This window comes from Cupriavidus sp. 01L45, assembly GCF_056399885.1.
The window spans coordinates 23,289-49,426 of record NZ_JBFTSG010000005.1; the positions used below are offsets into that span (position 1 = coordinate 23,289).

Genomic DNA, 26,138 nt, shown 5'->3' on the forward strand with positions numbered 1-26,138 from the left:
GCTACTGCGCCGGCCTTATCTTCGCGATGACTACCAGCACGACAGCGGCGTTGGCAGGCAGCTGGTTATGCGAGAACGCCGAACGTGCATGGCCGGCCTTTTCACCCAGCACGGCGGCAAACAAATCCGAGGCGCCGTTGATCACCGCGGGTTGATCGAAATAGCCCTCGGCACTGCTCACATGGCCTTCGACGCGCACGATATGATCCAGCCGCTCAAATCCGCCAAGGTAGTGCCTGATTTGCGCCAGAACGTTCAAAGCGGCCAGTTCARCCGCCTGCTTGCCTTGCTCCACGGTCAGGACTTCGCCAACGCGCCCTTGAAAAATGACGCGGCCCTCCCGAAGCGGGAGTTGCCCCGATATAAAAAGAAGGTCGCCTGCTTCACTGGTCGCGGTGTAGCTGCCCAGGGGCTGCGGCGGCTGCGGCAGCGCAAGGCCAAGATCTGCGAGTTTGGATTCCACGGACATTTCGGCTCCTCAATGGTTACGGCTGAACAAAGACATCTCAAGAATGATTGATTAATTGATTGGCTCGGCATGGCGGCCGTAGATGCCACCGCTTTCATTGTTCAACAACGGGAACCGCCTTGCCGCGGATGCGGAATCCGATCCTCCATGCCGGACATATGATGTAGACGATCGGCATTCCGCTTTGGCTAAACTATAGGCTCCGGTGCCGCCCCGATAAGCCGCCGACGTGGAACATCACTTGCTACACGACGGAATAAATCCGAGTGGCCTTCACCCTCGCGTCCAGGACTTCGCCGGCCACAGTAACTTGACGCCTCACGGGTCTTGCATGGCTGAGGCCCCACACGGCGCCCGCGCGCCAGTCTCCGATCGGTTGCGTTATCCCTTCCAGCGCCGCCAGGGTCACGCAGGCCGGTCTATTCCATGGACAAGAATTTCGTCCGCGCGTAACGCATAGGGTTTTGCCTGGAACCGGGTTCCAACAAGCCCGCTCGATTTCGAATCATCTGGAAGTCGAGCGTTCTGGTGCGAGTTCAAGAGGATGTGGAAAGGTTGCCTGCCCGATAAGCACGGGCAGGCCGGATTTATGAAAACGCTGGCTCAGACCAGGTTGATCACGACGTTGATGTTGCCGCTTGTGGCTTTGGAGTACGGGCACGTCTGGTGCGCGGCGTCCACCAGCGCCTGGGCGACTTCGTGCTCCAGACCCGGGAGGCTGACATTGAGACGCGCTTGAAGGAAGTAGGCGCCGCCGGCTGTGCCCAGGTCCACTTCCGCGTCGATGGCCAGGTCGGCCGGGAGAGTGACCTTCATTTTGCCAGCCGCGATCCCGATCGCACCGATAAAACAGGCCGACCAGCCAGCGGCAAACAGCTGCTCCGGATTGGTGCCGCTGCCGGCGGTGCCGGGAGACGAGAGCTGAATGTCCAGGCGGCCATCAGAGCTGCGGGACGTGCCGTTCCGCCCACCGGAGGAGGTGTGGGTTTTGCCGGTGTAGAGTACATTTTCGAGTTGGGTCATGATGGATTTCTTACTGGAAATTTAAAAGGCTGTTTATCAATCGTATGCGATCAATCCGGGCGGTCATCGGAGTGACGGGACGTGCTATGCGGCCAAGCGGGGATCTGCAGCGTGTTCGCTTTCGGTATAGCCGTCACGGTTGCTGATGCGGGCGAGCATGGCAGCGCTGTCGGCAGCGGCATCTGAGCCGCGGGCGGGCGAAGCGGAGACGCCAACGCGATCCAGGCCCGCGACGAATCGCGCGGTGCCATCGACATAACGGGCGCCATCCGTGTAGACGTCACGCTCGCCACTACGCGCGCCGTCAGTGAACGGGTCCCGCTCTACGCTGCGCGCGGCGGCTGCGCTTGGGCCAGCGCCATGATCCGAAGCCAGCTCGGCTGCGGACACAGTCTGTACCCCACCGGCGGCGGCCAAAAGGGCAACGATCGAGACAAGGCGCTTGGCAAAGATTGTGACGTTGATGATTTTCATGATGCTTATCCAGGTTCGTGTAGGGCAGTTGCGCCGGTGTCCGGCGCGGACGGTGTTGCGGCGCGGGCGGGATGATCTGGTCTTGGTTGCCGCCGCCGCGCTACAGGAAGCATTTAAGGCGACCGATGTATCTGGCCCGTAGCGATTTCGCCGTGGCACTGTGAGCACACGTATCGCACTGGGCAAGCGATACAAACGAATACAAAATCGTCCGTCGCGGCAGCGAGGAGGAGGGAATGAAGAAACGGCGGCCGAGGGCGGAGAGACTGGACCCGGACCGGAGGACGGCACGGACCGCACCTTGTCGGGACGCGGCACGAAGTGCTTCATGCCAAACACCAGACACCAAACGCCAACCGCTAAACGCTAAACGCGACGTGCAGCCCACCCAGCCTGCCGTCGCTGGAAACGAGGCGCCGCGCGCCGGAACAGCCCGCTATGCCTGTGCAGGCAGGGTGAGCCTGGCCTGAAGGCCGCCCTCTTGCCGATTGGAGAGTATGAGCCGCCCGCCAAGGGCCTGCGCCAGTTGCTGCGCAATCGCCAACCCCAGGCCCGTACCGCCCGTCCCCCTGTTCCGGGACGTCTCGAGGCGATAGAACGGCTGCATGACCCGTTCAAGCTCGGCTTCGGGAATGCCGGGACCGCGATCCCGCACTGCAATGGCAAGACTGCCTTCCGCCTCCCGGAACACAGCAATATCCACGTCGCCGCCGAACTTGAGCGCGTTGTCCACGAGGTTCGTCAGGATGCGACGCAGCGCCTGTGGGCGCGTCAGTACCGGTGCGCCGACCTTGCCGTCCAGGGTAATCGCATGCCCACCGTCCCGATAGTCACAAGCCAGGCTGTCCAGCAGTGCATCGAGGTCCACGCGGGCCAGCGCTTCCGCGCTGCCATGCAGCGTGCGCGCATAGGCGACACCCTCGCGGACCAGATGCTCCATCGCGCGAAGATCGCTGTAAAGCTTGTCCTGCGTCTCGGATCTCTCCATCAAGTCCAGGCGCAACCGCATTCGCGTGATGGGCGTCTGCAAGTCGTGGGAGATCGCCGCGAGAATTTGCACGCGCTCGGCGAGATACCCGGCGATGCGCTGCTGCATGGCGTTGAAGGCCGCCGCGGCGTGTACGACCTCGGCCGGCCCGCGCTCGGGGATAAGGTCGGCCTTCAGATCGGGCCCCAGATTCTCCGCGGCTGCCGCCAGTTGCTTCAGCGGCCGCGTTACCAGGCGCACGGCGATCCAAGCGCAGCCTGCCAGCAGCGCCAGTTGAACGCACAGGAGCACCGGCAACCAGGCCGACAATCCCGTTGGCGCCGGATGGACATCAATGGTGAGCGGACTGCCGTCGCTCAGGCGCAAATGCACCTGGAATTGCGCCCCATCTGCAGACAGTGTATTTGCCGTCACATCGTAACGCTCCCCCAGTGCCTCTGCGATCGTCGCGACGGCTTCCTGGGATAGTTGCAAGGCTGGCGGGTCGCCGCCGGCCGTGCCGGCGTTGAGCAGATAGCTGTAGTTTCGGCGCCCCAGCCGATCGAGCCAGGCCGGCCGCTTATCCGCCGGCATCATGTCCAGGATGGCAACGGAACTGGCCACATCGCGCCCGAGGTTGCCCAGCATCAACCTGTCGGCGACCTGCGAACGCTCCCGCAGCACGAGGCTGAAGGCAAGCCCTTGCGCCAGCACGAGGCCGATCAGCAGTATCACCATCAGGCGAGCAAACAACGTGCGCGGCCATCCTCGCAGGATCCCGTCCGGGCGGCTCATGTGCGCGCCTCCCGAATCTCCACCATCGCCGCGAACACATAGCCCTCGCTGCGCACCGTCTTGATATAGCGGGGCTCCTTGGCATCGTCGCGCAGACGCTGCCGCAGGCGGCTCACCATCAGGTCGATGGAGCGCTCGAACAGTTCGGCTTCGCGTCCCTGCGTCAGGTTGAGCAGTTGGTCCCGGTTCAGCACGCGCTGCGGATGGTCGAGGAAGACCCGCAGTAGCCGGTACTCCGCGCCGCTGAGGGCGACGATGACGTCGTTATCGTCGAGCAGGTGCCGCGCGGTCGTATCCAGCCGCCAGGGGCCGAAAGCCAGCACGGTAGCCGCTTCGGTGATCTGCAGGTTGGGGGGCAGCATGCGCGTGCGCCGCAGCACCGAACGTATCCTGGCCAGCAGTTCGCGCGCCGCGAATGGCTTGACGAGGTAGTCGTCCGCGCCCATCTCAAGCCCCAGGATACGATCGGCCTCCTCGTTGCGGGCAGTAAGCATCAGCACTGGCATGTTCTTGCGTTCGCTTGCGCGCAAGTCCCGGCACAACGTCAGTCCGTCTTCGCCGGGAAGCATCAGGTCCAGCACGACGAGATCCACCGCGCCCTTGTCCAAGGCCGCGCGCATCTCGCGTCCGTTCGCCGCAAGGGTCACACGCATCCCGCTGCGTTCGAGATACTCGGCCGCCAGCGTACGGATCTCCCGGTCGTCGTCCACGATAAGGATATGGTCAGGCTGCGTCATGGCGCACCGTCAGATTGGCAGGGTGGTTGCCGGTCACAGGGCGAACACGCCGTCGCCGTGCGGCGCCCGTCAGGCGCAGAACAGGCGGTCTGGAGAAAGCCCATCGGCAGGTCGCACCTGCGCGAAGCTCATACGCGAGTGCGGACAAGATCATCGTGGCGAGCAGCAGTGAACGCTTCATTTTCGTTTCCCCTCCAGGATCGCGGCGCGCAGCCCGCGCCTTGATGCCATTGTGCCGTTGCCTCCGTGGCGCTTTGTATCGTCATGTATCTGGACCGCCCGCGGACAAGAAACATTTCATTTCCGGCCGTTTCCCGAAACATCCGGCATACGCGCGAGCGTTGCAATAGCGCCATCGCGTCAACACCGGAGGCATTCGTGACTTCAACAACCGCCACCCTACCCCATTTACCGCAGCGGCGCCGCAGAGCGGAAATCACCGGGCGCGCCTTGCCGGGGCTTTGCCGGAGCCGGCCATGATCGAACTCATACTGGCATTTTCGGCCGGCGTGCTGACGATCGCGTCCCCATGCGTGCTTCCCGTGCTGCCGATGGTGGTGAGCACGTCCATCGGCGAGCAAAATCCTCTGCGTCCGCTGTCAATCGCATTGGGGTTCGTCACCGCGTTCTCCTCGGTGGGCATTGCATTCAGTGCACTTTCGAGCTCTCTCGGTGACGTGCACGGCCTGATCCGGGATGTCTCCATCCTGATTCTGTTCGCATCCGGGCTCGCTCGAATCTGGCCGCGGCTATTCGACCGGCTCATGACGCCGTTTGGCGCCGTGATCGACCGCCTTGCCGGCGTCGGTGCCCGGGCAGGCAATGGCATGGTTGGCGGCTTCGTGCTAGGTACGACGCTGGGCGTGGTCTGGACGCCGTGCGCGGGGCCGGTACTGGCTTCCATCCTCGCACTGGTCGCCAGGGCGCAGGACCTGGGGCGTGCCGCAAAGCTCCTCACGCTGTTCGCCGCGGGCGCCGCGATTCCCATGCTGGCCATTGCCTACGGCGGCCGGTTCGTGACCACCCGCGGCCGCAAGGTCGCCCGCCATGCACATCATTTGCAGCGCGGCTTTGGCGCGATTGTCGCCGCAACCGCCGTTGCCATGTACTTCCAGTATGACGTGATTGCCGTAGCCTGGCTGACCAACTCTTTCCCCTCAATCCACCTCGGAGTCTGACTCATGCACCGCTCGATTCGTGCCTGTATCGCAGCCGTATCCCTACTCGCAGCAACACACGGCAGTGCGATAGCCCCCTCGCCTGCCGACCATGGCAAGGCGCCGGAGTTTCCCGCCAACGCGAAGTGGCTGAACACCGAGCCGCTGACAATCTCCGCACTGCGCGGCAAGGTGGTGCTTGTCGATTTCTGGACCTACACCTGCATCAACTGCATCAACACGCTCCCGCACGTCAAGCAGTGGTACGACAAATACCGGGACAATGGGCTGATGGTGGTCGGCGTGCATACGCCCGAGTACCCGTTCGAGAAATCGACCTCGAACGGACAGGCTGCTCTCAAGCGCCTCGACATCCGGTATCCGGTCGTGCAGGACAACGCGTATGTCATCTGGGACGCCTACAGGAACCAATACTGGCCCGCCCTCTATCTTGTCGATGCCAGCGGCAAGATCGTCTACCAGCATTTTGGCGAAGGACACTACGAGGAAACGGAAGCGGCCATACAGAAGCTCCTTTCCGATCGCAAATAACCCTGTGCAAGCCCGGATCACGCCAGCAACCGCCGCCCCCCGGAAAAACAGATCGACGCGGGGGCCGCGCCGATCCACGAGAGGGACCGTCCCGGCACAGGCGATCCGGAACGTCCCCCGACCCGCGCCCGCTAGTAGCGGGCGACTTCGATTACGGCATCCGCAAAGGCCTTTGGCGCTTCCTGTGGAAGGTTGTGGCCCGCACCTTTGACAATCCGATGCGCGTACTTGCCTGTGAACCTTTTCGCGTAAGTACTACCATCCGTAGCCGGTGCGACGCCGTTCGAATCTCCGTCGATCGTGATCGCCGGCACCGTGATCGCCGGGCCTGTGGCCAGGCGCTTCTCGATACTGTCGTATTGGGGCTCGCCCCCGGCAAGACTGAGTCGCCAACGGTAGTTGTGAATCACAATCGCCACATAGTCCGGGTTGTCGAAGGACGCCGCCGTACGGTCGAACGTTGCATCATCAAAGTTCCACTTAGGGGAATTCTCCTTCCAGATAACCTTGGCGAAATCACGCCGGTTAGCCTCGAGGCCGGCCTTGCCGCGTTCCGTAGCGAAGTAGAACTGATACCACCATGCGTGCTCGGCGTTCGGCGGCAACGGGCGCTTGTTGAACTCAAGGTTATTGATGATGTAGCCATTGGCGGAAACAATGGCTTTGCAACGCTCCGGCCACAGCGCTGCGATGACACAAGCCGTCCGCGATCCCCAGTCGTATCCGGCGAGAACCGCCTTGTCGATCCTGAGTGCGTCCATCAATGCAATGGTGTCGAGCGCAACTGCCGATTGCTGGCCATTGCGGAATGTCTTGTCGGAGAGAAACCGCGTCGTGCCGTGACCGCGCGTATGCGGAACAATGACCCGGTAGCCAGCGGCTGCCAGATGCGGGGCCACATCGACGTAACTGTGAATGTCGTACGGCCAGCCGTGCAGCAGGATAACGACGGGACCATCGTGCGGTCCAACCTCGGCATAGCCGACGCTGAGAACACCGGCTTCGATCTGCCTGAGGTTGCCGAACGACGCACCGGACGTCGCCGAGGCGGCGACTGGAACAGACTGCCCGGCAGGACTCGACTGCGCACGAGCGAGTCCGGTCAGGCCCAACTCCAAGGCACCGATTCCGACAGCCGCGGCACCAAGGAAGCGACGACGGTCAGGGTTAATCTCTTCAGACATGCTTAATTCCCCTTTTTTGAGGTTGGCTTTGATTTCCAGGATACGAATTACTTGTATCTGGGATGTGTCCGGGTTGGGTGGCAGGTCCGACGATGGCATCGCGCCGGGGGCCCGGTCGGAGCTGCGCGGCACGCACTGATTCCTCACATGAGCGGGGTGCCGCATTTCCAACGAAGCGGATGACTACCCGTCGTCCGTGCGGAAAATATAGGTTCAATCGGTCCGCCGATTAGCCCGCCGCACAGCACATGGGTTGTTACATGGTGTAAATCGAAATGCGCCGGGCTTCCGGCCAACGTGGCATCCGCAGTTCCCGATGCCTGCTATCCGCGTTGGCAATCGCAAGGCGCACGGCATGTGGCGCACCCCTTGCGCGCCGCCGTTCCTGCCATCTCCCGGCCCGTGAGACTGTCGAGCCGGTGCGCCGGCGTTCCCGCACGCTCAACAGACGGACAGATCGGTGCGGGCACTGGCTTTGCGCCTGATTTGTTCCCGTCAGGCAAGACTCTTTGTCCATGGCGGGTATTCGAACTCAGCATCGATTCAACTAGATTTAGGACCAATCGGTGCCGCCGGCCCGATCGGCAAGAGAGCCGAATCAACTTGTATCGAGGTTTATCATGAGCACATCGCAAAAAGTCGTCGTCGTTACTGGTGCATCGCAAGGTATTGGCGCAGAGGTGGTCAAGGCTTTCCGCAAGCGCGACTACCGCGTTGTTGCAACGGCGCGATCCATCAAGCCATCGGATGATGACAACATCCTGACGGTCGCAGGCGACATCGCCGATCCGGCCACCGCCCGGCGCGTCATCGCCGAAGCCGTGGCACGCTTCGGCCGCATCGACACGCTGGTCAACAACGCCGGCATCTTCATCGCGAAGCCCTTTACCCAGTACACCGCCGAAGACTACGCGGCGAAAACGGGCGTGAACCTCGCGGGCTTCTTCTACATCACGCAGCTCGCCATCGCCGAAATGGAGAAGAGGTCGAGCGGCCACGTGATCAGCGTCACCACCAGCCTGGTCGACCACGCCATCAACGGCGTGCCTTCTGTACTGGCATCGCTGACCAAGGGCGGACTGAACGCGGCCACGAAATCGCTCGCCATCGAATACGCCAAGAGTGGCATTCGCGCGAATGCCGTCTCGCCGGGAATCATCAAGTCCTCGATGCACCCGCCGGAAACCCATGCCGCGCTCGGGGCACTCCATCCGGTAGGCCGTATGGGCGAGATGAGCGATATCGTGGACGCCATCCTGTATCTGGATTCGGCGCCCTTCGTAACTGGCGAAATCCTGCATGTCGACGGCGGGCAGAGCGCTGGTCACTAGAGCACGCCAGGGCGCCATTGAACGCCGCCCGGCCCGCGTGGGCGGGGCGGACATCTCGTGCGCCAGTCAGTCCAATGCCGCCTGCCTTCGCGCGCCACTCACGTGCGCCATCTGCCGCCGCGCACGAGTTCTGTCACCGCGTCGGCAAAGGCCTCGGGTGCTTCCTGCGGCAAGTTGTGGCCGACACCCGGAATCTGCCGATGAATGCGCGGCCCGGCAAACCGTGCGGCGCTGGCTTTGCCGTCGGTTGCCGGGACGACGCCATCGGCCGTGCCATCCAGCGTGATGGCGGGAACCGGGATCAGCGGAATCGCCGCCAGCTTCCTTTCCGTTGCCTCATGCTGCGTCCTGGTGGATTTCTGGACGTACTCCTGCATCAACTGCATTCGCACGCTCCCCTATATCCGCGCCTGGGCGGAAAAATACAAGGACCAGGGGCTGGTGGTCATCGGCGTGCATACGCCCGAGTTTGCCTTCGAGAAGCGTGTCGGCAACGTGCGCCGGGCCGTGGAGCAATTCAAGATCCGCTACCCGGTCGCGGTGGACGGCGACTTCCGGATCTGGCGGGCGTTCGGCAACAGCTACTGGCCGGCGCTGTACTTCATCGATGCCAGCGGGCAGATTCGCCACCACCAGTTCGGCGAGGGCGGCTATGAACAGTCCGAGGCTGTCATTCAGGCTTTGCTGAAGGAAGCCGGTGCGCAAAAGGCCGGCACCGCGCCGGTCAAATTCGACACGTCCGGTGCGCAAGCGGCGCCAGACCTGGACAACGTGCGCTCGCGGGAGACCTATATCGGCTACCAGCAGGCATCCGGCTTCGCGTCGCCCGAGGGCCTGCGCGCCGGCACCGCACGCGACTACACGATCGCCGAGCCGCGCCTGAATAGCTGGGGCCTGAGCGGCAACTGGACCGTGGACGCCGAACAAGCCACGCTCAACCGCGCCGGCGGCGGCATCGCCTACCGCTTCCGCGCGCGTGACCTGCACCTCGTGCTCGGCCCCGGCGCCGACGGCACGCCGGTGCGCTTCCGTGTCTTGGTCGACGGCAAGGCGCCCGGTGCCAGCCACGGTACCGATACCGACCCGGATGGCAACGGCACCGTCACGCAGACCAGGCTCTACCAACTCGTTCGCCAGCCGGGAAAGGTCGGCGAGCACACCTTCGACATCCGTTTCCTGGACCCGGGCGTCCAGGCCTTCGTCTTCACTTTCGGATAACCGTTTCCGTCAAGGGAATCTGCCTTGCCGGCTCCGCCGGCTACTGCTTGTCCGATGCCTTCCGGCTGGCGGCAAACATCGACATGCGGCGCGTAATGTGCTCAAGGAACTCGGATGCCGCAGCAGGCAGGGGCCGGCCGGTCTTCACAAGCAACCGCGCCTGGGTGCCCCTGAGCAATGGATGATTGATCGGTACGGTGACCAGGCTCCCGGCAGCGATCTCGCGATACGCCGCGAATTCTCCGATCAGCGTAATGAAGTTCTCATAGGCGACAAATTGCTTCAGCGCCGTCAACGAGTTGGTGACGAGCGTCGGGCGGATCTTTATGTTCTCCGCGAACTCCAGCATCTTCGCGGCGTGCCCGATGCCAAAGGACTCCGGCATCAGCGCGAGCGGGTATGACAGCACATCGCGGATGCTGGCTTCGCCGCCGCGCAACGCCAGCGGGTGATCGGGACGAACCAGCAGCACCACGGGCTGCGGAGAACTGGCACGGTACTCGATGCGCGGGTGAGGCGGTGGATTGTAGGCAAGGCCGATGTGGGCGCGGCTTTCAGCGACTTCGTTCAGGACATCGTCGACTGGCAGGATCTCCATGCTGATATCCAGCATCGGGTACCGCGCGCAAAACGGCGCAAGGACTTCGTTGACGAGCGCATCGACATAGCCCTCGCTCATGGCCACCTGGACCTTGCCCTGCTGCAATCCCTTCAGCGCGTGCAGCTGGTCCTCGAGATTCTCCTGATGCGAACGGTAGCCGCGCCAGAACTCGAGCAGATGCGCGGCCGCCTCCGTCGGTTTCACACCGCGCGACTGGCGTTCGAACAGCGTAGCGCCCAGTTCTTCTTCAAGCAGCCTGATCTGTCGAGTGATCACGGAGGGTGACGTATTGAGGCTGTCCGCCGCCCCGCGAATGGTGCCGTGCGCCAGAACCTCACGGAAGTATCGTAATCGCAGCTGATTGATCTCTCGCATGTCGAAACACAATTGAGCCAATGTGATGGGCAGGAGGCAACCATACATGAACTTCATCGCGCCTGCCCGGCCATCCCCCGCCATGACGACCGGGCCTGACTCCGGCCATCTTCACCATGCGATACGGATGGGTTGCGTTGCTCAGATTAGAACGAAGCGTGAGCCCGCTTACTGTTGGTCGGAACCCCCGGCTCTGTCACCATCGGCGGACTGGATAAGCGGCATCAAACACAACGCACTGGAGACCGGCATGTTAGTCATTCCGAACGAAAGCGCCGTCGACGACACTTCGACGCTCTACAACAAGATCAACTGGCGCCTGCTGCCGTTCCTCCTGATCTGTTACCTGTTTGCCTATCTCGACCGGGTCAACATCGGCTTTGCCAAACTGCAGATGCAAAGCGACCTCGGCTTCTCCGACGCCGCTTACGGCGTGGGTGCAGGCATCTTCTTTCTCGGCTATGTACTGTTCGAGCTGCCAAGCAACCTGCTGCTGCCTCGCGTGGGCGCGCGCAAGACGTTCAGCCGGATCCTCGTGCTGTGGGGCATCACGTCCGCCTGCATGCTCTTCGTGCGTGATGTGCCAACGTTCTATGCCATGCGCTTCCTGCTCGGCATCTTTGAGGCAGGCTTTGCCCCGGGCATGATCTACTACCTGTCGTGCTGGTACGGACCGCAGCGCATGGGGCGCGCCATCGCGATCGTCTTCCTGGCGGGACCGATCGGCGGCATTGTCGGAGGACCCGCTTCGGCGTGGCTGATAACCACCATGTCCGGCACCGCCGGCCTCGCCGGCTGGCAGTGGATGTTCTTGATCGAGGCCATCCCCTGCGTATTGCTGGGGTTCCTTGCACTGTCGCTCGTGCCGAACCGCCCCGCGGATGCGGCCTGGCTGACGGACCAGGAAAAACGTTTTCTGGCAGCTGAGCTCGGGGTATCCGTCGCGCACAAGCACTCGTTCATGGCGGTGGCACGGGATGCGAGGGTCTATGTGCTCGCCCTTGCGTACTTCTGCATTATCGCGGCCATCTATGCCATGAGCTTCTGGCTCCCGACCCTGATCAGGGCGCAGGGCGTGGCCGATACCGTGCAGCTCGGCTGGTACACCGCATTGCCATACCTTGGCGCCGCATTCGGCATGTACTACATGGGGCGCCGCTCCGATCAAAAGGGCGAGCGCCGATATCACAGCGCAGTGCCCGCCTTCTTCGCTGCCCTGTTGCTCGCCGGGTCGGCACTCGCAGACGGCAATCTCGGTCTGTCGCTTGTCCTGCTTACGCTCGGCACCACCGCGCTCTGGATGACTTACACGGTGTTCTGGGCCATGCCGGCCGAGTACATCAAGGGCCCGGCGGCAGCCGGCGGCATTGCGCTGATCAACACGATCGGCTTGTCCGGCGGCTTCTGGGGCCCGGCCATCATCGGGTGGGCCAAGACCGCGACCGGCAGCCTGCATCCTGGCGTGCTGGTCATGGCGTTGATGCCGCTGATCGCCTCGCTGATCCTCCTCGCCAACAAGTTGCCTGAGCGCCGGTAGTCCACTGCAAACCACATACAAGGTTCCGAGAGGAACACACGAAAGAAGGAGCAACCATGCTTTTACATCTATCCACCTGGGCCGAAGTCGAACAGTTTCTCAAGCGCAGCCGCGTGATTGTCGTGCCAATCGGTTCCAACGAGCAGCACGGGCCAACGGGGCTTCTTGGCACCGACTGGCTTTGCCCGGAGATCATTGCGCGCGAGGCGGAAAAGACAGCCGATATCCTGGTGGCGCCGACGTTCAACATTGGCATGGCCCAGCAYCACCTCGGCTTTCCCGGCACCATCTCGCTGCGCCCGTCGACCTTCATTGCCGCGATCGGTGACTGGACCCGCTCACTGGTGGGGCACGGATTCGAGAAAATCCTGTTCCTCAACGGCCATGGCGGCAATGTGGCCTCCATCGAGGCCGCGTTCTCCGAGATCTATGCCGAAGCCAGTTTTTCCCGGCGCCGCGCCGGATTCGCACTGAAGCTGTGCAACTGGTGGGACCTGGCAGGCGTCAACGAGCTCGCGCGCGAGCAGTTCCCGACCGGCCATGGCTCTCACGCCACGCCTTCCGAGATTGCCATTACACAGTGGGCCTTCCCCGCCGCCGTGAAGTCGGCCCGCTATACACCCCAAATCGCCCCATCGGGTCCCATCCGGGAGGCGCTCGACTTTCGTGCGCGGTTCCCGGACGGGCGCATCGGTTCCGACCCGGGACAGGCGACACCGGAAAAGGGACGCGCACTGGTCGAACTGGCCGCGCAAAGCCTCGCGCGCGAGCTTGAAGCATTCGGGGGTGAGCCAATGCCCCTCTGATACGCGCGCGATCGCGAGTTCGCTACGGCGTACATGACTGGCTGCACAAGGGTTGCCGCATCCCCCCCGAAGCCGGGTGAGGTATAGACTTTGAACGGGTGTGGTTCACACCTGTTGCCAATCTTCGAAGGAACGATGCAATGCTCACCCAGAAGACCAAGGACATCGTCAAATCCACCGCCCCGGTGCTGGCGGAACACGGATACGCCATCATCCAGCGTTTCTATAAACGCATGTTCGAGGCGCACCCGGAACTCAAGAACGTCTTCAATATGGCGCACCAGGAACAAGGGCAGCAGCAGCAGGCCCTGGCGCGCGCAGTGTATGCCTACGCCGCGAATATCGAGAATCCCGAGAGTCTCTCGGCCGTTCTGAAAAACATCGCAAACAAACACGCAAGTCTTGGCGTGCGGCCGGAGCAATACCCGATCGTCGGTGAACACCTGCTCGGCGCGATCAAGGATGTTCTCGGGGATGCGGCGACCGGCGAGATCATCTCCGCCTGGGCGCAGGCGTACGGGAACCTGGCTGACATCCTGATGGGTATCGAAAGCGAGTTGTACGAGCGCTCCGCCGAGCAGGATGGCGGCTGGAAAGGCTGGCGCACATTCATCGTCCGCGAGAAGCGGCCTGAGAGCGACGTCATCACCTCGTTCATCCTGGAACCGGCCGATGGCGGCCCGGTGGTGAATTTCGAGCCTGGCCAGTACACCAGCGTCGCGATCCAGGTGCCCTCTCTTGGCCTGCAGCAGATTCGGCAGTACAGCCTCTCCGATGTGCCGAACGGGCGAAGTTACCGGATATCGGTGAAGCGCGAGAGTGGCGGCACGACGCCGGCGGGTTATGTCTCTTGCCTGCTGCACGATCACGTCGGTGTTGGCGACGAGGTCAGGCTCGCCGCGCCGTACGGCAGCTTCTACATCGACGTAAATGCCAGGTCCCCGATCGTGCTGATCAGCGGCGGCGTAGGGCTGACCCCCATGGTCAGCATGCTGAAGAAGGCGCTTCAGGAACCGCCGCGGCAGGTAGTGTTCGTGCATGGCGCCCGCAATAGTGCGGTGCAGGCCATGCGCAACCGTCTGCGCGAAGCATCGCATGAGCACGCCAACTTCAAGCTGCTTGTGTTCTATAACGAGCCTCTCCCGGAAGACGTCCAGGGTAAGGATTTCGATTACGAGGGTCTGGTCGACGTCAGTTTGATCAAGGATTCCATCATGCTGCCGGACGCTGACTACTACATCTGCGGACCGATCCCGTTCATGCGGATGCAGCACGATGCCCTCCAGAACCTGGACATCCCGGAGACGCGCATTCACTATGAAGTGTTCGGGCCGGACCTGTTCGACGAGTAGCGCTGACCAGCGGCCAACCTAAGTCGCTGCTTGAGATTGCGTAGCGCCTGACCGGGGACCACGCCCCACTTGACGCCCGGTTTCATACCGCACGCCCAGCCGCTGGAGAATCTCACGGCGTTTGCAGCGACACACCGTACTGGGCAAAGATCTGCTGCAGCTCGCCGCTGCGGCGGATCGCGTCCAGCGCGTTCTGCAGCGACTCCGCGAGTTCGCCCTCGTCCGCCTTGACCGCCATGCCGATGGCCCAGCCGCGCGCGGGCAGCAGCGGCGAGGCAACGTCCACCGTGGCGAAGCGCGCGGCGGACTGGCCGGCCGCCTTGAGCGCGCTTTCGTATTGCGAGCGCGTGACCATCGCCGCGGCGATCTCGCCGGCGAACAGCGCGCGCAGCGTTTCGTCCGGCCCGGCATAAATCTTGACGTTGTCGCGCAGCGCGCCCTGCGCCCCGGACAACAGGGCATTGGCACCGGCGGAGCCCGCTTCCGCGCCGGTAGGCTGGCCGGCCAGATCCTCCAGCTGCCGGACCTCGGAGACACGCTCGCGGTCGTGGACCAGCACGAACATCTCGCGGTGATAAGGCGCGAAGATCAGCGCCTTGTCGTTCGCGCGCATGAACGCACGGTCCACCGGCACATGCAGCATCACATCCGCCGGGCCATAGCCCAGGTAATGGCCACGCCACACCATATTGCGCAGGTCATCCGACATGTTCTCGTCAGCATCGAACGGCAGCAGCGACACCGACAGCCCCATCTGCTTGCTCAGGGCCTTCGCCAGCGCCACGTCGATGCCCGGCAACGGGTTGCCCGCTGCCGTGGAAAATGGCGGCAGACTCTTATAGACGGCCACCTTCAAGGTCCCGCTCTGGCGGATCCTGGCCATATCGGCCAGCGACGGCTGGACGCAGACGAGCGCGGCAAGCGCCAGCAGTGCGCCGGCCAGGCGATGGGAGCCGGCGGGGGCCGGCAGGGAGGGAGCGGCGTCCCGGAAAGGGCTGGCGCGCATGGGAGGTCTCCTGGTTTTCTTGATCTTTGTGTTTGTGAATCAGGGAATGCGGGAATGCGGTGGAAGCGCGGGCGGGCCCGCAGCCCTTACTCGTGCCGCGATTCGAGATAGGTCTTGATGGACCAGACCGCTTCTTGGCTCAGCACGCCATCGAACGGTGGCATGTAGACCCGGCCGTCTCGCGTGCGCCCCTTGCGCACGGTGGTGGTGAAGTACTGCGAGACCTCGCCCATGCATTCCTGCTTCTTCCTGGCGTTGGCCAGCGACGCGCAATCGCTGTCCAGCTTGCGCAGGTCCGGCGCGATGCCGCCCGACACCGCTTCCAGCCCATGGCAGCGCGCGCAGTTCTGGTTGTAGGCCGAGGAGCCGATACGCAGTGCTTCCTGCTGCGCTTCGCCCGTCCTGTATGGATTATCCGGACGCCATTCTTCGCCGAGTTGCGGTAGTGTCTTGGTGTCCACTGCTTGCGGTGTGACGTCCCCATGGGCCGAGGCCGCTTGGGGTAGCGCCCCGGCCAGAAGCGTGCAGATGGCAATCAGGGCAAGTGTGCGGCGTGGTGTTTTCATCAGTGTCACCTCCAGTTGTTGAACTATGTTTTGAAGGTGACTTCCGCAAAAGCCATACCAAGCGCAAAGTGGGCCATAAACCGGACGAGGCCCCGGCAAATGGCAGGCGTGTGACACAGCACGCCGGAACCAGTGCCCTGGAATGCAACACCCTGGCAAGCGTTTTGCTTCATGAAGCAACACTTCGGGCCATGTCGACCACGCCAGGACCCGGAGCGACCCGTGCACAGATCGCGGGCGACTTCCACAGGAGACAGAAAAATGACTTTCCAAGCGGCCGGCGTCCCGCCGGCGGCAACGGGCAACCCGGCGGAGGGCGACCGGCCAGACCTGATCGCCCAGGCCCACCTGCGATCCGAAGCCTATGGCTTGCGGCCCTATGAATCGCCAGACTTCTGCCCGGTGCTGCAAAGCGAGCTGAAAACGCAGATAGAGCGCAGCCAGTCGCTGTTCACCCACGCGCTGCCGGTCATGGAGACGCTCTACGACCAGATCGTCAACACGCAGAGCATGGTGATCCTGACCGACGCCGCCGGCCTGATCCTGCACTCGCTGGGCGACGACGACTTCCTCGCCAGGGCCAACAAGGTGGCCTTGCAGCCCGGCGCGCTGTGGTCCGAGGAAAGCCGGGGCACCAACGCCATCGGCACCGCGCTGGCCGAGAGCAAGGCCACGCTGGTACACGGCGCGGAGCATTTCCTGGAGGCCAACCGCTTCCTCACCTGCTCCTGCATGCCCATCCTCGATGCGTACGGCAAGACAGTCGGCGCGCTCGATGTGACGGGTGACCAGCGCGGATTCCACAAGCACACCATGGCGCTGGTGCGGATGTCGGCGCAAATGATCGAGAACCAGCTTTTCGCCAATGCCTTCCAGGACATGGTGTGCGTGCGTTTCCACTCGCGCGCGGAGTTTATCGGCACCCTGGTCGAAGGCATCGCCTCCTTTACGCCGGGCGGACGCTTCCTGTCGGCCAACCGCAGCGCGCAGTTCCAGCTTGGGATGTCGGTCGGCGCCTTGCACGCGCACACCTTCTCCTCGCTGTTCGGCCTGTCGCTGTCGCAGTTGTTCGACGCCGAGCGCAAGGCCCCGGGGGGCGTCGTGCACCTGCCGCTGCCAAGCGGCGTCAAGGTCAGCGCACGCGTCGAGTGGAAGGCGCCTGCCGTGTCCGTCCCGGCGGCTGCCATCGACAATGGCAGCGCGGAGGAGGCGCACTGCATGCCTGATGCCGCCTCCCTGCCCCGCCGTGCGGGCGCGCAACCGGCCCGGCGCCCCGCCGGGCTGGACGACCTGGACACCGGCGACGCCCAGATCAAAGGCGTCATCACCAAGCTGCGCAAGGTGATCGGCAAGGATATTCCCGTCATGGTGCTGGGGGAAACCGGCACCGGCAAGGAACTGCTGGCCCGCGCCATCCACGCCGACAGCCCGCGCAATGCCGGGCCTTTCATCGCTGTCAACTGCGCCTCGATACCCGAGACGCTGATCGAATCCGAGCTGTTCGGCTACGAAGAAGGCGCCTTTACCGGCGCCCGCAAGAAAGGCGGCATCGGCAAGATGCTGCTGGCCAACGGCGGCACCCTCTTCCTGGATGAAATCGGCGATATGCCCTTGCACCTGCAGGCGCGCATGCTGCGCGCGCTGCAGGAGCGCGCGGTCACGCCGCTGGGCAGCAGCCGGGTGATCCACGTCGACGTGTCAGTGATCTGCGCCACCAATCGCAATTTGCGCGAGCAGGTGGCCAACGGCCTGTTCCGGGAAGACCTCTACTACCGCCTGAACGGCCTCGTGGTGCGCCTGCCGGCCTTGCGCGAGCGCACCGACCTCGATGTGGTGGCCGACAAGCTGTTACGCGAGGGCCAGGCAAACGGGGGACCGCGCATCAAGGATTCGGTGATGGCGATGTTCCGCAGCTATCACTGGCCGGGCAATATCCGCCAGCTTGGCAACCTGCTGCGCACCGCGCGCCTGATGGCCGAAGGCGAGGCGGAGATCACCGAGGACCACCTGCCCGACGATTTCCTGGAAGACCGGCTGGCGCGCCAGGCCACCCACCCCGCGCACGGCGCCACGCTGGAAGCCGATGCCGCGCCGGCCGGCGGGCGCGCCCCGGAGGTAGCGCCCGGCCCACAGCCCACCCGCCTGGCCGACGTCGAGGTGCTGGCCATCGTCGCCGCGGTCAAGGCGCACCACGGCAATATTTCCGCGGCGGCCAAGGCGCTCGGCATCTCTCGCAATACGGTCTACCGGAAGCTGGACGAGGCCAACGCGCTGCCGCAGCAAGATGGCTGAGACGGCAGCCGTGCGCGCCGGCTGGCGCTCAGGCCAGCGGCTCGCCGTGCATCCACAGGTCTTCCAGCTCGCGCCAGGCGTGCTGCACATTCAAGGGATGGCGCGAAGCGAAGTAGCGCCAATGGCGGTACGGCCCGGCGGTCGCCGGGCTGAGCACGCGCGCCGCATCGCCACCCGCTTCCAGTGCGGCGGCAACGCCGCCGGCCAACGCATCCAGGTAGGCCAGCGTGGGCGCCAGCGTTTGCGCCGGCGTGCCCGGCGCGGTGCCCACCACGAGATCGGCGGGTAGCGCCGACACGGCCCGCAGCGCGCGCCGCCAGCCTTGCAGGGAAGCCTCCTGCATCTCCGGAACGCGGTCGCGGTAGGCCAGGCCGCCCACGCATAACAGCCGACGCCGCGGCGCATGCAGCACAGTATCCGAAACGCTATGCGCCCCCGCGTGGACATGCACCTCCCACGCGGTGGCGCCGGTCTGCAGGCGATCGCCATGCCGCAAGCCGGGTTCCGGCAGCACGATCCGCGTGCCGCGCATCGCGGCTGGCCCCAGTTGCGCGGCCAGGCGCGCCAGGCACGCCTCGCAGCGCTGCCGCATCAGGCTGGCGGTGGCGGCAGAGGCCAGGAACGCGGGGCGCGGCCGCAAGCGCGCAAAGGCCGCGTTGGCCAGCACGTTCTCGGGATGCGCATGGGTGTTGACCACCCAGCGCACCGGCTCGGGCGTCACGGCCCGGATCGCCGCCAGCAACCCGTTCCCCCAGGCCAGATGCGGGCCCGGGTCGACCACCAGCACCCCGGCTCCGGTCACATGGACCAGGGTCGGCACCACCTCCCCGGCATTGGTCCGCGCCACCTCGGCATTGGCTGCGCTGGCCACATACACGCCAGGCTGCAGCCTCGCCAGCACCACGCGGCCAAGTGCGGCGGCCGGGCCCGCGCCGCCGAGCGCCATCGCCAGCAGGGCGCCCATGAATCCGCGCCGGGTGGGATCCGTCACCGCCGGCAGCCCGCCGCACCGATGGCGGCCCGCAGGGCCTCGGCCATGGCACCGGCAGGCAAGTGTCCGCCGGGCACCCAGACCAGCCGCGCCTGGGGCATGACCGCCTTCAAACGCAGGGCGTTGGCCGGCCGGCAGACCTTATCGGCACGGCCATGCAGCAACGTCACCGGCACGTCGCGCGCACCGATCTGCGACGCCGCCTTCAGCAACGCCGGCTTGCCCAGCCCGGCGCGGCGGCGCAGGTAATGCGCCTGGATCCGGTATTTGTCCACCGCCGCCATGCGCTCGCGCCACGGCTGCCGCCCCGGCCGCGTCTGGCCAAGGCCCAGCATCCGCCGTTCGGCGCGCTGCCACTGTCCGGCAGTGTCCAGTTTTTGAACAGTCGTGCCACTTTGCAACACTTGCGACACAGTGAGCAGACGAGCCCGGGCATCGGACAACCGCTCGCCCCTCCCCATGACGCGCCGCAGCATCGCGCCGCCGCGCGGAGAAAAAAGCCGATGGATATCGTCGCGGCCTGTCAGGAAAGCGCCCCGCAGGACCAGAGCCGCCACCGCGCCGGGATAGCGCGCGGCGTAGGCCAGCGCCAGCGCTGCCCCCCACGATCCGCCCACCACGCTCCAGCGCTGGACGCCAAGCGCCTCGCGCAACTGCTCCAGGTCTGCCAGCAGCGCGCCCGCCGTATTCCGGCGCAGCGTCCCGGCGGGCCGCGAACGGCCCGCGCCGCGCTGGTCGGGCATGACCACACGGTGCCGCAGCGGATCGAACCATGCCGCCATCGACGGACTGCAGCCGCTGCCCGGCCCGCCGTGAAGCACCAGCCACGGATCGCCGGTGGCCGGGCCCGCCTGCCGCACGTGCATGCGGTGGCCATCCCGCGTACGGAGAAAAAAACACTGGGACGGCAGCGGCGCTGCGGGCATGGATGTTGCCTCGGAAAGAACGCGGCGACGTTCGCCGCAAGAAGACGCGATGCATTCACTAACTATGCCACCCCCGAGGAGGAGACATGAACTGGAGTACCCCCGCCTACAAAGAACTACGCCTGGGTTTCGAGATCACGATGTACATAGCCAACCGCTGAGCACTTTTGCCTGAATGCCCCGATCTGGCAAGGCCCGCCCCCGCGGGCCTTTTTTTCTCGCTGGCGGGCTTTTTGCTCTTCGACTCCGTAACGAACCCTATCGATACGCGCCATGACAATACTCCGGGTCCTGGGATCGGCCGCAGGCGGTGGCTTTCCCCAGTGGAACTGCAATTGCCGCAATTGCGATGGCGTACGCAACGGCACGCTGCGCGCCACGCCGCGCACGCAGTCGTCGATCGCCTTGAGCGACGAGGGACAAGACTGGGTGCTGGTCAACGCCTCCCCCGACATCCTCGACCAGCTGCGCCACGCGCCGGCGCTGCAGCCGGCGCGCCAGCCGCGCGACACAGGTATTGCCGGGGTGGTGCTGATGGATGCGCAGATCGATCACGTCACCGGCCTCCTGATGCTGCGCGAGCACCGGCAGGCGCTGCCGGTCTACGCCACCGCGGCGGTGCTGCAGGATCTCGGCACGGCGTTCCCGCTGACACGCATGCTGTCGCACTACTGCGGCCTTGACACGCACACGCTGTCCCTGGACGACGCGCCCTTCACGGTGCCGCCGCTGCATGGCGTGATGCTGACGCCGGTGCCGCTGGAGAGCAAGGCGCCGCCCTATTCCCCCAACCGCAACGCGCCGCGGCGTGGCGACAATATCGGGCTGCGCATCGTCGATGCCGCCACCGGCCGGCGCGCCTTCTATGCGCCCGGGCTGGGCCGCATCGAGCCGCACGTGCTCGACGAACTGCAGCGCGCCGACGTGGTGCTGGTGGACGGCACCTGCTGGCGCGACGACGAGATGCAGCAGCTTGGCTTCTCCGCCAAGACCGCGGCGGACATGGGGCACCTCGCCCTGTCCGGCCCGGGCGGCATGATCGAAACCCTCGACCGGCTGCCCGCGGCACGCAAGATCCTGATCCACATCAACAACACCAACCCGATCCTGGTGGACGACTCGCCGCAGCGCGGCCTGCTGGCGGACCACGGCATCGAGGTAGCCTACGACGGCATGGAGATCACGCTATGACGCAAGCCACGGCATGGAGCGCGGCCGAATTCGAAGCACGCCTGCGCGCGAAAGAAACGGGCTATCACATCCACCACCCGTTCAACCTGCGCATGGCGGCCGGGCAATGCACGCCGGAACAGATCCGCGCCTGGGTGGCCAACCGTTTCTACTATCAGACCAGCATCCCGCTCAAGGACGCGGCAGTCCTCTCCAACTGCCCCGACCGCGCCACGCGCCGCGAATGGGTCGTGCGCATCCTGGACCATGACGGCACCGAGACCCAGGAAGGGGGCATCGAAGCCTGGCTGCGGCTGGGCCAGGCGGTGGGACTCGAGCGCGAGGCGCTGTGGTCGCACCGGCACGTGCTGCCCGGCGTGCGCTTCGCCGTCGACGCCTACGTGAATTTCGCGCGCCGCGCGCCCTGGCAGGAGGCCGTGTGTTCCTCGCTGACCGAGATGTATGCCCCGGAGATCCACAAGGAGCGCCTGGCCGGCTGGCCCGGGCACTATCCGTGGATCGAAGCGCAAGGCCTGGACTATTTCCGCTCGCGCATTCCGCTTGCGCAGCGCGATGTCGATCACGGCCTGCGCGTGACGCTCGGCTACTTCCGCACGCCGGAGCAGCAGCAGCGCGCGCTGGACATCCTGCAATTCAAGCTCGACATCCTGTGGTCGATGCTCGACGCCATCCAACTCGCCCACCCATGACCCCGACCGAAGCCGACCTGACCAAGCCCACGCTGCACCGGACCTTCCGCCTGCAGTGGGAAGACGCCCAGCAGAGCTGGATCCTGCTGTATCCGGAAGGCATGGTCACGCTCAACGACAGCGCGGCCGCCATCCTGCAGCGCTGCGACGGCAGCCACACCCTCGACATGCTGATCGACGACCTGCAGTCCGCCTTCGGCGTGCAGGGCATCGCACCGGAGGTACACGCCTTTGTCAAACATGCCATCGAACGCGGCTGGCTGGTCTGAGCCGCCGGCAGCCATAGCACCGCCCGGGCCGCCGCTATGGCTGCTGGCGGAACTGACCTACCGCTGCCCGCTCCACTGCGCCTTCTGCTCCAACCCGGTGGACTATGCCCGGCACGACACCGAACTCGACACCGCCCGGTGGCGCGACGTTTTCACGCAGGCGCGCGCGCTGGGCGCCGTGCAACTGGGCCTGTCGGGCGGCGAACCCCTGCTGCGCAAAGACCTGGAAGCACTGGTCGAACATGCCCACGGGCTCGGCTTCTACACCAACCTCATCACCTCCGGCATCGGCCTCACGGATGCCCGGCTGGCCGCCTTGCGCATTGCCGGGCTCGATCATATCCAGCTATCGTTCCAGGACTCCACGCGCGAACTCAACGATTTTCTCTCCAGCACCCGCACCTTCAACCTGAAGCAACGCGTGGCCCGCCTGATCAAGGCGCACGGTTATCCGATGGTGATGAACTGCGTGCTGCACCGGCACAACCTCCCTCATGTGGGCGCCATCATCGAGATGGCGCTGGAGATGGGCGCGGAATACCTGGAACTGGCCAACACCCAATACTATGGATGGGCCTGGGAGAACCGGCAGGCGCTGATGCCCACGCATGAGCAACTGTGCGAAGCCGAAGCGGTCGTGAAGGCATACCGCGCCCGCATCGGCAACCGGTGCAAGATCCTGTTCGTGGTGCCCGACTACTTCGAGCAACGGCCCAAGAAATGCATGAACGGATGGGGCACAACCTTCCTTGGCGTGGCGCCCGACGGCGTCGCGCTGCCCTGCCATGCGGCCCGCATGCTGCCCGGGCTTGACCTGCCGAACGTCACCACGCGATCGCTACGTGAGATATGGCGCGAGAGCGAGGCCTTCCAGCGTTTTCGCGGCACGCACTGGCTGCCGGAGCCTTGCCGATCGTGCGACTCGCAGGCGGAAGACCATGGCGGGTGCCGTTGCCAGGCGTTCCTCCTGACCGGCGACGCCGCCGCCACGGATCCGGTTTGCGATCGGTCTGGAGACCATGGGAAGGTCGCGGAGATCGTGCTGCAGGGCAGGCTGGCCGAGGTGCAGGCGCGCGGACGGGAGAGCGGGATGGTCTTCCGCAGCGATGGGAATTCGCTCAGGCTAAGCAGCGACGGTAGCTGCGCTGATAGCAAAAAACGGAAGTAGAAAATTGAGAACAAAAAGAGCAAAGACGTTTCACGCCGTGCCTGGGCTGCCGGGCGGGCCGATGTGAAGCGTCTTTGCGAATCCTTCCTTCGTATCCGGTTTCTATCCGACCGTCAGGCCTGACACCGGTCTCTTCCAATGCTCATCCGGTGCTCAACCGATACTCAGCACCCACTCTGCCAGCCTCCTGGCATCCGCTTCACTGATACTCTCGTGCGACGGCATGGGAATCCGTCCCCAAACACCTTTTCCGCCCTCACGGATCTTTTTCGCCAGCCGCTCGGGCGCTTCCCCATCTCCCTTGTACTTGGCCGCTACCTCGGCAAAACCCGGCCCTACCACCTTGGCATTCATACTGTGACAAGAAAAGCAGCCGCTCTTGTCTGCCAGCGCCTGCATATCGGGCGCCGCTTCGACCCGGGCGGCACACAGCACCATGGCCACCGTGGCCGTCAACGACAGGTATCCTTTCGCCTTCTGCATATCTACTTCCCAATGCTCTGATCATCGACCAGCCCTTGCGCGTGCCGGCTTCGGTGTGCGAGGCCGGCACGCGCAGGGCAGCTTCACTACATGGTGTCCGGCAACGTTCAGCTCTTGTGCAGCTTGAACACCCACACCGATCCGCCCTGCTCCAGGAAATTCACGCGCTTGGCAACTTCCCCGCCCCACAGCGGCACCGCGCCGCCCCAGCCCGACACCACCGCCACATACTGCTCGCCGCCCTCCTCCCAGGTAACCGGAGGCGCCACCACGCCGCTGCCCGTCTGGAACTTCCACAGTTCCTTGCCGGTTTTGGCGTCCGCGGCCTTCAGGTAGCCCTCCGGCGTGCCCCAGAACACCAGCCCGCCGGCAGTGGTCATCACCCCGCCCCACAGCGGCGCGTAGTTCTTGACCTCCCACTCGATCTTGCCGGTCTTGGGATTGATCGCGCGCAGCGAGCCGATGTAGTCCTCGTTGAGCGGATGGATGGTGAAGCCGGCGCCGAGGAAGGCGGCACCCTTCTTGTAGCCCACGGGTTCGTTCCAGATATCCATGCCCCATTCATTGGCCGGTACATAGAACAGGCCGGTCTGCGGGCTGTAGGCCATCGGCTGCTGGTTCTTGCCGCCGAGGAAGCCCGGCGCGGCGAACACGGACTGGCCCTTCTTCGGATCGCTGCCCGCGGCCGGGTCGCCCGGCCGGCTTTCCGCGATCATGTTGGGGCGCCCGGTCTTGAGGTCGATGCTGCTGGCCCAGGTGATCTTCTTGACGAAGGGAAAGGCGTTCACCAGCTTGCCGTTGGTGGCGTCATTGACGTAGAAGAAGCCGTTGCGGTCGGCCTTGCCGCCCAGGCGCTTCCCATCCTGGTCGAAGGTCACGAACTCGTTGACGCCGTCGAAATCCCAGCCATCGTTCGGCGTGTTCTGGTAATGCCAGACGATCTTGCCGGTAGTCGGGTCGAGCGCCACGGTCGAGGCCGAATACAGGTTGTCGCCCTTGCGCATGTGGCTGTTCCACGGCCCCGGGTTGCCGGTACCGAAGTAGGCCAGGCCGGTCTTCGGGTCATAGGTGCCGCCCAGCCAGGTGGCCGCGCCGCCGGTCTTCCAGGTCTCGCCGGGCCAGCTGGCGTTCTGGGTACCGGTCACACCGTCTTCGGTCTTGTTGCCGTCCTTGTCGTACTTGTAGCCCATATGGCCTTCCACCACCGGCCTGGACCAGACCAGTTGCCCGGTCTTCGCGTCGCGTGCCTCGACCCGTCCCACCACGCCGAACTCGCCACCGGAGACGCCGGTCAGCACCATGCCTTTGACGATCAGGGGGGCTGCCGTGTAGGAATAGCCGGCGGCATAGTCCTCGATCTTGTCCTTCCACACCACCTTGCCGGTCTTCTGGTCCAGCGCCACCAGTTGCGCGTCGAGCGTGCCAAAGATCACCAGGTTGTCGTACAGGGCCGCGCCACGGTTGACCACGTCGCAGCAGGGCATGATGCCTTCGGGCAGGCGATGCTCATATTTCCAGAGCTTGCTGCCGGTCTTCAGATCGAGCGCGTAGATGCGCGAGTACGAGGCCGTCACGAACATCTTGCCGTCGTGAATCAACGGCTGCGCTTCCTGCCCGCGCTGCTTTTCGCCGCCGAACGAGAACGACCAGGCCGGCACCAGCTGGCTGACGTTCCTGGTGTTGATGCGGTTCAGCGTGGAAAAGCGCTGGCCTTGCGGGCCCATCCCCCACGACAGCACGTCGCCCGGCGACTTCGCGTCATTCTCGATCATGGCATCGGTCACCGCGGCCTGCGCCGCCAGGCTCGCGGCAGCCGCCGCGAGCACCATCATCACGCGTAACGTCCTCATTGTCTGCTCCTCTCTCTTGTTGTCGATCTTCACCAGTGCGCCTCGCACACCAGACTGACTCTTGGCAATTCCCATGCCAATGGAAAACACCTGCATCCGGCCCCGCGGCGGCCTGTGGATGCCGGGATG

The 26,138-nt window shown here is 64.6% G+C and carries 25 protein-coding genes and 2 pseudogenes; 13 read left to right on the forward strand and 14 right to left on the reverse strand.

The features are described from left to right. Position 1: 1 nt before the first annotated feature. From AC1DT6_RS04750 to AC1DT6_RS04770, 5 genes are all read right to left on the reverse strand, one after another. Positions 2-469: a RidA family protein gene (locus AC1DT6_RS04750; protein ID WP_477114527.1), complete on the reverse strand. Its 468-nt coding sequence runs from the start codon at positions 467-469 to the stop codon at positions 2-4. Positions 470-1,072: 603 nt separating this feature from the next. Continuing rightward, entirely contained in the window at positions 1,073-1,492 is a 420-nt protein-coding gene (locus AC1DT6_RS04755; protein WP_477101719.1) for an organic hydroperoxide resistance protein, read from the reverse strand. An 84-nt stretch (positions 1,493-1,576) separates the two neighbouring features. After that, entirely contained in the window at positions 1,577-1,966 is a 390-nt protein-coding gene (locus AC1DT6_RS04760; RefSeq protein WP_441627933.1) for a hydroxyquinol 1,2-dioxygenase, read from the reverse strand. A 436-nt stretch (positions 1,967-2,402) separates the two neighbouring features. Next, positions 2,403-3,728, reverse strand: coding sequence for an ATP-binding protein (locus tag AC1DT6_RS04765; protein ID WP_441627935.1), 1,326 nt, complete (start codon positions 3,726-3,728; stop codon positions 2,403-2,405). Continuing rightward, a complete protein-coding gene (locus AC1DT6_RS04770) occupies positions 3,725-4,465 on the reverse strand; it encodes a response regulator (RefSeq protein ID WP_441627937.1) in 741 nt (246 codons plus the stop codon). Before AC1DT6_RS04770 ends, AC1DT6_RS04765 begins: the two co-directional genes overlap by 4 nt. 476 nt (positions 4,466-4,941) lie before the next feature. On the opposite strand from AC1DT6_RS04770, the gene AC1DT6_RS04775 reads away from it, so the two are divergent. Together AC1DT6_RS04775 and AC1DT6_RS04780 are read left to right on the forward strand one after the other, a co-directional pair. Further along, positions 4,942-5,643, forward strand: a complete 702-nt coding sequence (locus AC1DT6_RS04775; protein WP_441627939.1) for a cytochrome c biogenesis CcdA family protein — start codon at positions 4,942-4,944, stop codon at positions 5,641-5,643. 3 nt (positions 5,644-5,646) lie between these two features. Further along, positions 5,647-6,174 (forward strand): thioredoxin family protein, encoded by a 528-nt coding sequence (locus AC1DT6_RS04780; protein ID WP_477111161.1) that lies wholly within the window; start codon positions 5,647-5,649, stop codon positions 6,172-6,174. A gap of 131 nt (positions 6,175-6,305) precedes the next feature. On the opposite strand, the gene AC1DT6_RS04785 is transcribed toward AC1DT6_RS04780, so the two are convergent. Beyond that, positions 6,306-7,358 (reverse strand): alpha/beta fold hydrolase, encoded by a 1,053-nt coding sequence (locus AC1DT6_RS04785; protein ID WP_441628025.1) that lies wholly within the window; start codon positions 7,356-7,358, stop codon positions 6,306-6,308. 620 nt (positions 7,359-7,978) lie between these two features. On the opposite strand from AC1DT6_RS04785, the gene AC1DT6_RS04790 reads away from it, so the two are divergent. Continuing rightward, positions 7,979-8,689 carry an SDR family NAD(P)-dependent oxidoreductase gene (locus AC1DT6_RS04790; RefSeq protein WP_441628027.1) on the forward strand — a complete coding sequence of 237 codons (711 nt, stop codon included), beginning with the start codon at positions 7,979-7,981 and terminating at the stop codon, positions 8,687-8,689. A 98-nt stretch (positions 8,690-8,787) separates the two neighbouring features. On the opposite strand, the pseudogene AC1DT6_RS04795 reads toward AC1DT6_RS04790, so the two are convergent. Continuing rightward, positions 8,788-9,018: pseudogene (locus AC1DT6_RS04795) on the reverse strand (alpha/beta fold hydrolase); the annotation flags it as partial. Between the two features lie 16 nt (positions 9,019-9,034). On the opposite strand from AC1DT6_RS04795, the pseudogene AC1DT6_RS04800 reads away from it, so the two are divergent. After that, positions 9,035-9,907: pseudogene (locus AC1DT6_RS04800) on the forward strand (redoxin domain-containing protein); the annotation flags it as partial. 40 nt (positions 9,908-9,947) lie between these two features. On the opposite strand, the gene AC1DT6_RS04805 reads toward AC1DT6_RS04800, so the two are convergent. Then, a complete protein-coding gene (locus AC1DT6_RS04805) occupies positions 9,948-10,883 on the reverse strand; it encodes a LysR family transcriptional regulator (protein WP_441628029.1) in 936 nt (311 codons plus the stop codon). 250 nt (positions 10,884-11,133) lie between these two features. Here AC1DT6_RS04805 and AC1DT6_RS04810 point away from each other — a divergent pair, with 250 nt between their 5' ends. The 3 genes from AC1DT6_RS04810 to hmpA all read left to right on the forward strand — a co-directional run bounded on the left by AC1DT6_RS04810 (position 11,134) and on the right by hmpA (position 14,578). Further along, complete coding sequence (locus AC1DT6_RS04810) at positions 11,134-12,420, forward strand: MFS transporter (RefSeq protein WP_441627943.1); 1,287 nt, start codon at positions 11,134-11,136, stop codon at positions 12,418-12,420. A gap of 56 nt (positions 12,421-12,476) precedes the next feature. Beyond that, positions 12,477-13,226: a creatininase family protein gene (locus AC1DT6_RS04815; RefSeq protein ID WP_441627945.1), complete on the forward strand. Its 750-nt coding sequence runs from the start codon at positions 12,477-12,479 to the stop codon at positions 13,224-13,226. 140 nt (positions 13,227-13,366) lie between these two features. Next, positions 13,367-14,578, forward strand: a complete 1,212-nt coding sequence (hmpA, locus tag AC1DT6_RS04820; protein ID WP_441627947.1) for an NO-inducible flavohemoprotein — start codon at positions 13,367-13,369, stop codon at positions 14,576-14,578. A 112-nt stretch (positions 14,579-14,690) separates the two neighbouring features. Here hmpA and AC1DT6_RS04825 read toward each other — a convergent pair whose 3' ends face one another. Both AC1DT6_RS04825 and pedF read right to left on the reverse strand, forming a co-directional pair. Continuing rightward, a complete protein-coding gene (locus tag AC1DT6_RS04825) occupies positions 14,691-15,584 on the reverse strand; it encodes a substrate-binding periplasmic protein (RefSeq protein WP_477114528.1) in 894 nt (297 codons plus the stop codon). A gap of 86 nt (positions 15,585-15,670) precedes the next feature. After that, positions 15,671-16,150, reverse strand: a complete 480-nt coding sequence (gene pedF / locus AC1DT6_RS04830; RefSeq protein ID WP_441627951.1) for a cytochrome c-550 PedF — start codon at positions 16,148-16,150, stop codon at positions 15,671-15,673. Positions 16,151-16,411: 261 nt separating this feature from the next. Here pedF and AC1DT6_RS04835 point away from each other — a divergent pair, with 261 nt between their 5' ends. Beyond that, positions 16,412-18,442, forward strand: a complete 2,031-nt coding sequence (locus tag AC1DT6_RS04835; protein WP_441627953.1) for a sigma-54-dependent Fis family transcriptional regulator — start codon at positions 16,412-16,414, stop codon at positions 18,440-18,442. Positions 18,443-18,470: 28 nt separating this feature from the next. Here the strand turns inward: AC1DT6_RS04835 and AC1DT6_RS04840 are convergent, their stop codons facing one another. Further along, the gene (locus AC1DT6_RS04840; RefSeq protein ID WP_441627955.1) at positions 18,471-19,406 is read right to left on the reverse strand and encodes an MBL fold metallo-hydrolase; all 936 of its coding nucleotides are present in this window, start codon (positions 19,404-19,406) and stop codon (positions 18,471-18,473) included. A 23-nt stretch (positions 19,407-19,429) separates the two neighbouring features. Continuing rightward, positions 19,430-20,359, reverse strand: a complete 930-nt coding sequence (locus AC1DT6_RS04845; protein WP_441627957.1) for an alpha/beta fold hydrolase — start codon at positions 20,357-20,359, stop codon at positions 19,430-19,432. An 86-nt stretch (positions 20,360-20,445) separates the two neighbouring features. On the opposite strand from AC1DT6_RS04845, the gene pqqA reads away from it, so the two are divergent. From pqqA to pqqE, 5 genes are all read left to right on the forward strand, one after another. After that, entirely contained in the window at positions 20,446-20,520 is a 75-nt protein-coding gene (pqqA, locus tag AC1DT6_RS04850; protein ID WP_081862055.1) for a pyrroloquinoline quinone precursor peptide PqqA, read from the forward strand. 112 nt (positions 20,521-20,632) lie between these two features. Further along, positions 20,633-21,550, forward strand: a complete 918-nt coding sequence (pqqB, locus tag AC1DT6_RS04855; RefSeq protein ID WP_441627959.1) for a pyrroloquinoline quinone biosynthesis protein PqqB — start codon at positions 20,633-20,635, stop codon at positions 21,548-21,550. After that, positions 21,547-22,239 carry a pyrroloquinoline-quinone synthase PqqC gene (pqqC, locus tag AC1DT6_RS04860; RefSeq protein WP_441627961.1) on the forward strand — a complete coding sequence of 231 codons (693 nt, stop codon included), beginning with the start codon at positions 21,547-21,549 and terminating at the stop codon, positions 22,237-22,239. The genes pqqB and pqqC overlap by 4 nt, the downstream gene beginning before the upstream one ends. After that, entirely contained in the window at positions 22,236-22,508 is a 273-nt protein-coding gene (pqqD, locus tag AC1DT6_RS04865; protein WP_035862268.1) for a pyrroloquinoline quinone biosynthesis peptide chaperone PqqD, read from the forward strand. Before pqqC ends, pqqD begins: the two co-directional genes overlap by 4 nt. Continuing rightward, complete coding sequence (gene pqqE, locus AC1DT6_RS04870) at positions 22,480-23,676, forward strand: pyrroloquinoline quinone biosynthesis protein PqqE (RefSeq protein ID WP_441627964.1); 1,197 nt, start codon at positions 22,480-22,482, stop codon at positions 23,674-23,676. Before pqqD ends, pqqE begins: the two co-directional genes overlap by 29 nt. Positions 23,677-23,829: 153 nt before the next feature. On the opposite strand, the gene AC1DT6_RS04875 is transcribed toward pqqE, so the two are convergent. Then, the gene (locus AC1DT6_RS04875) at positions 23,830-24,114 is read right to left on the reverse strand and encodes a c-type cytochrome (RefSeq protein ID WP_441628031.1); all 285 of its coding nucleotides are present in this window, start codon (positions 24,112-24,114) and stop codon (positions 23,830-23,832) included. Positions 24,115-24,266: 152 nt separating this feature from the next. Beyond that, positions 24,267-26,009, reverse strand: a complete 1,743-nt coding sequence (locus AC1DT6_RS04880) for a PQQ-dependent methanol/ethanol family dehydrogenase (protein WP_441627966.1) — start codon at positions 26,007-26,009, stop codon at positions 24,267-24,269. Between the last annotated feature and the right edge of the window lie 129 nt (positions 26,010-26,138).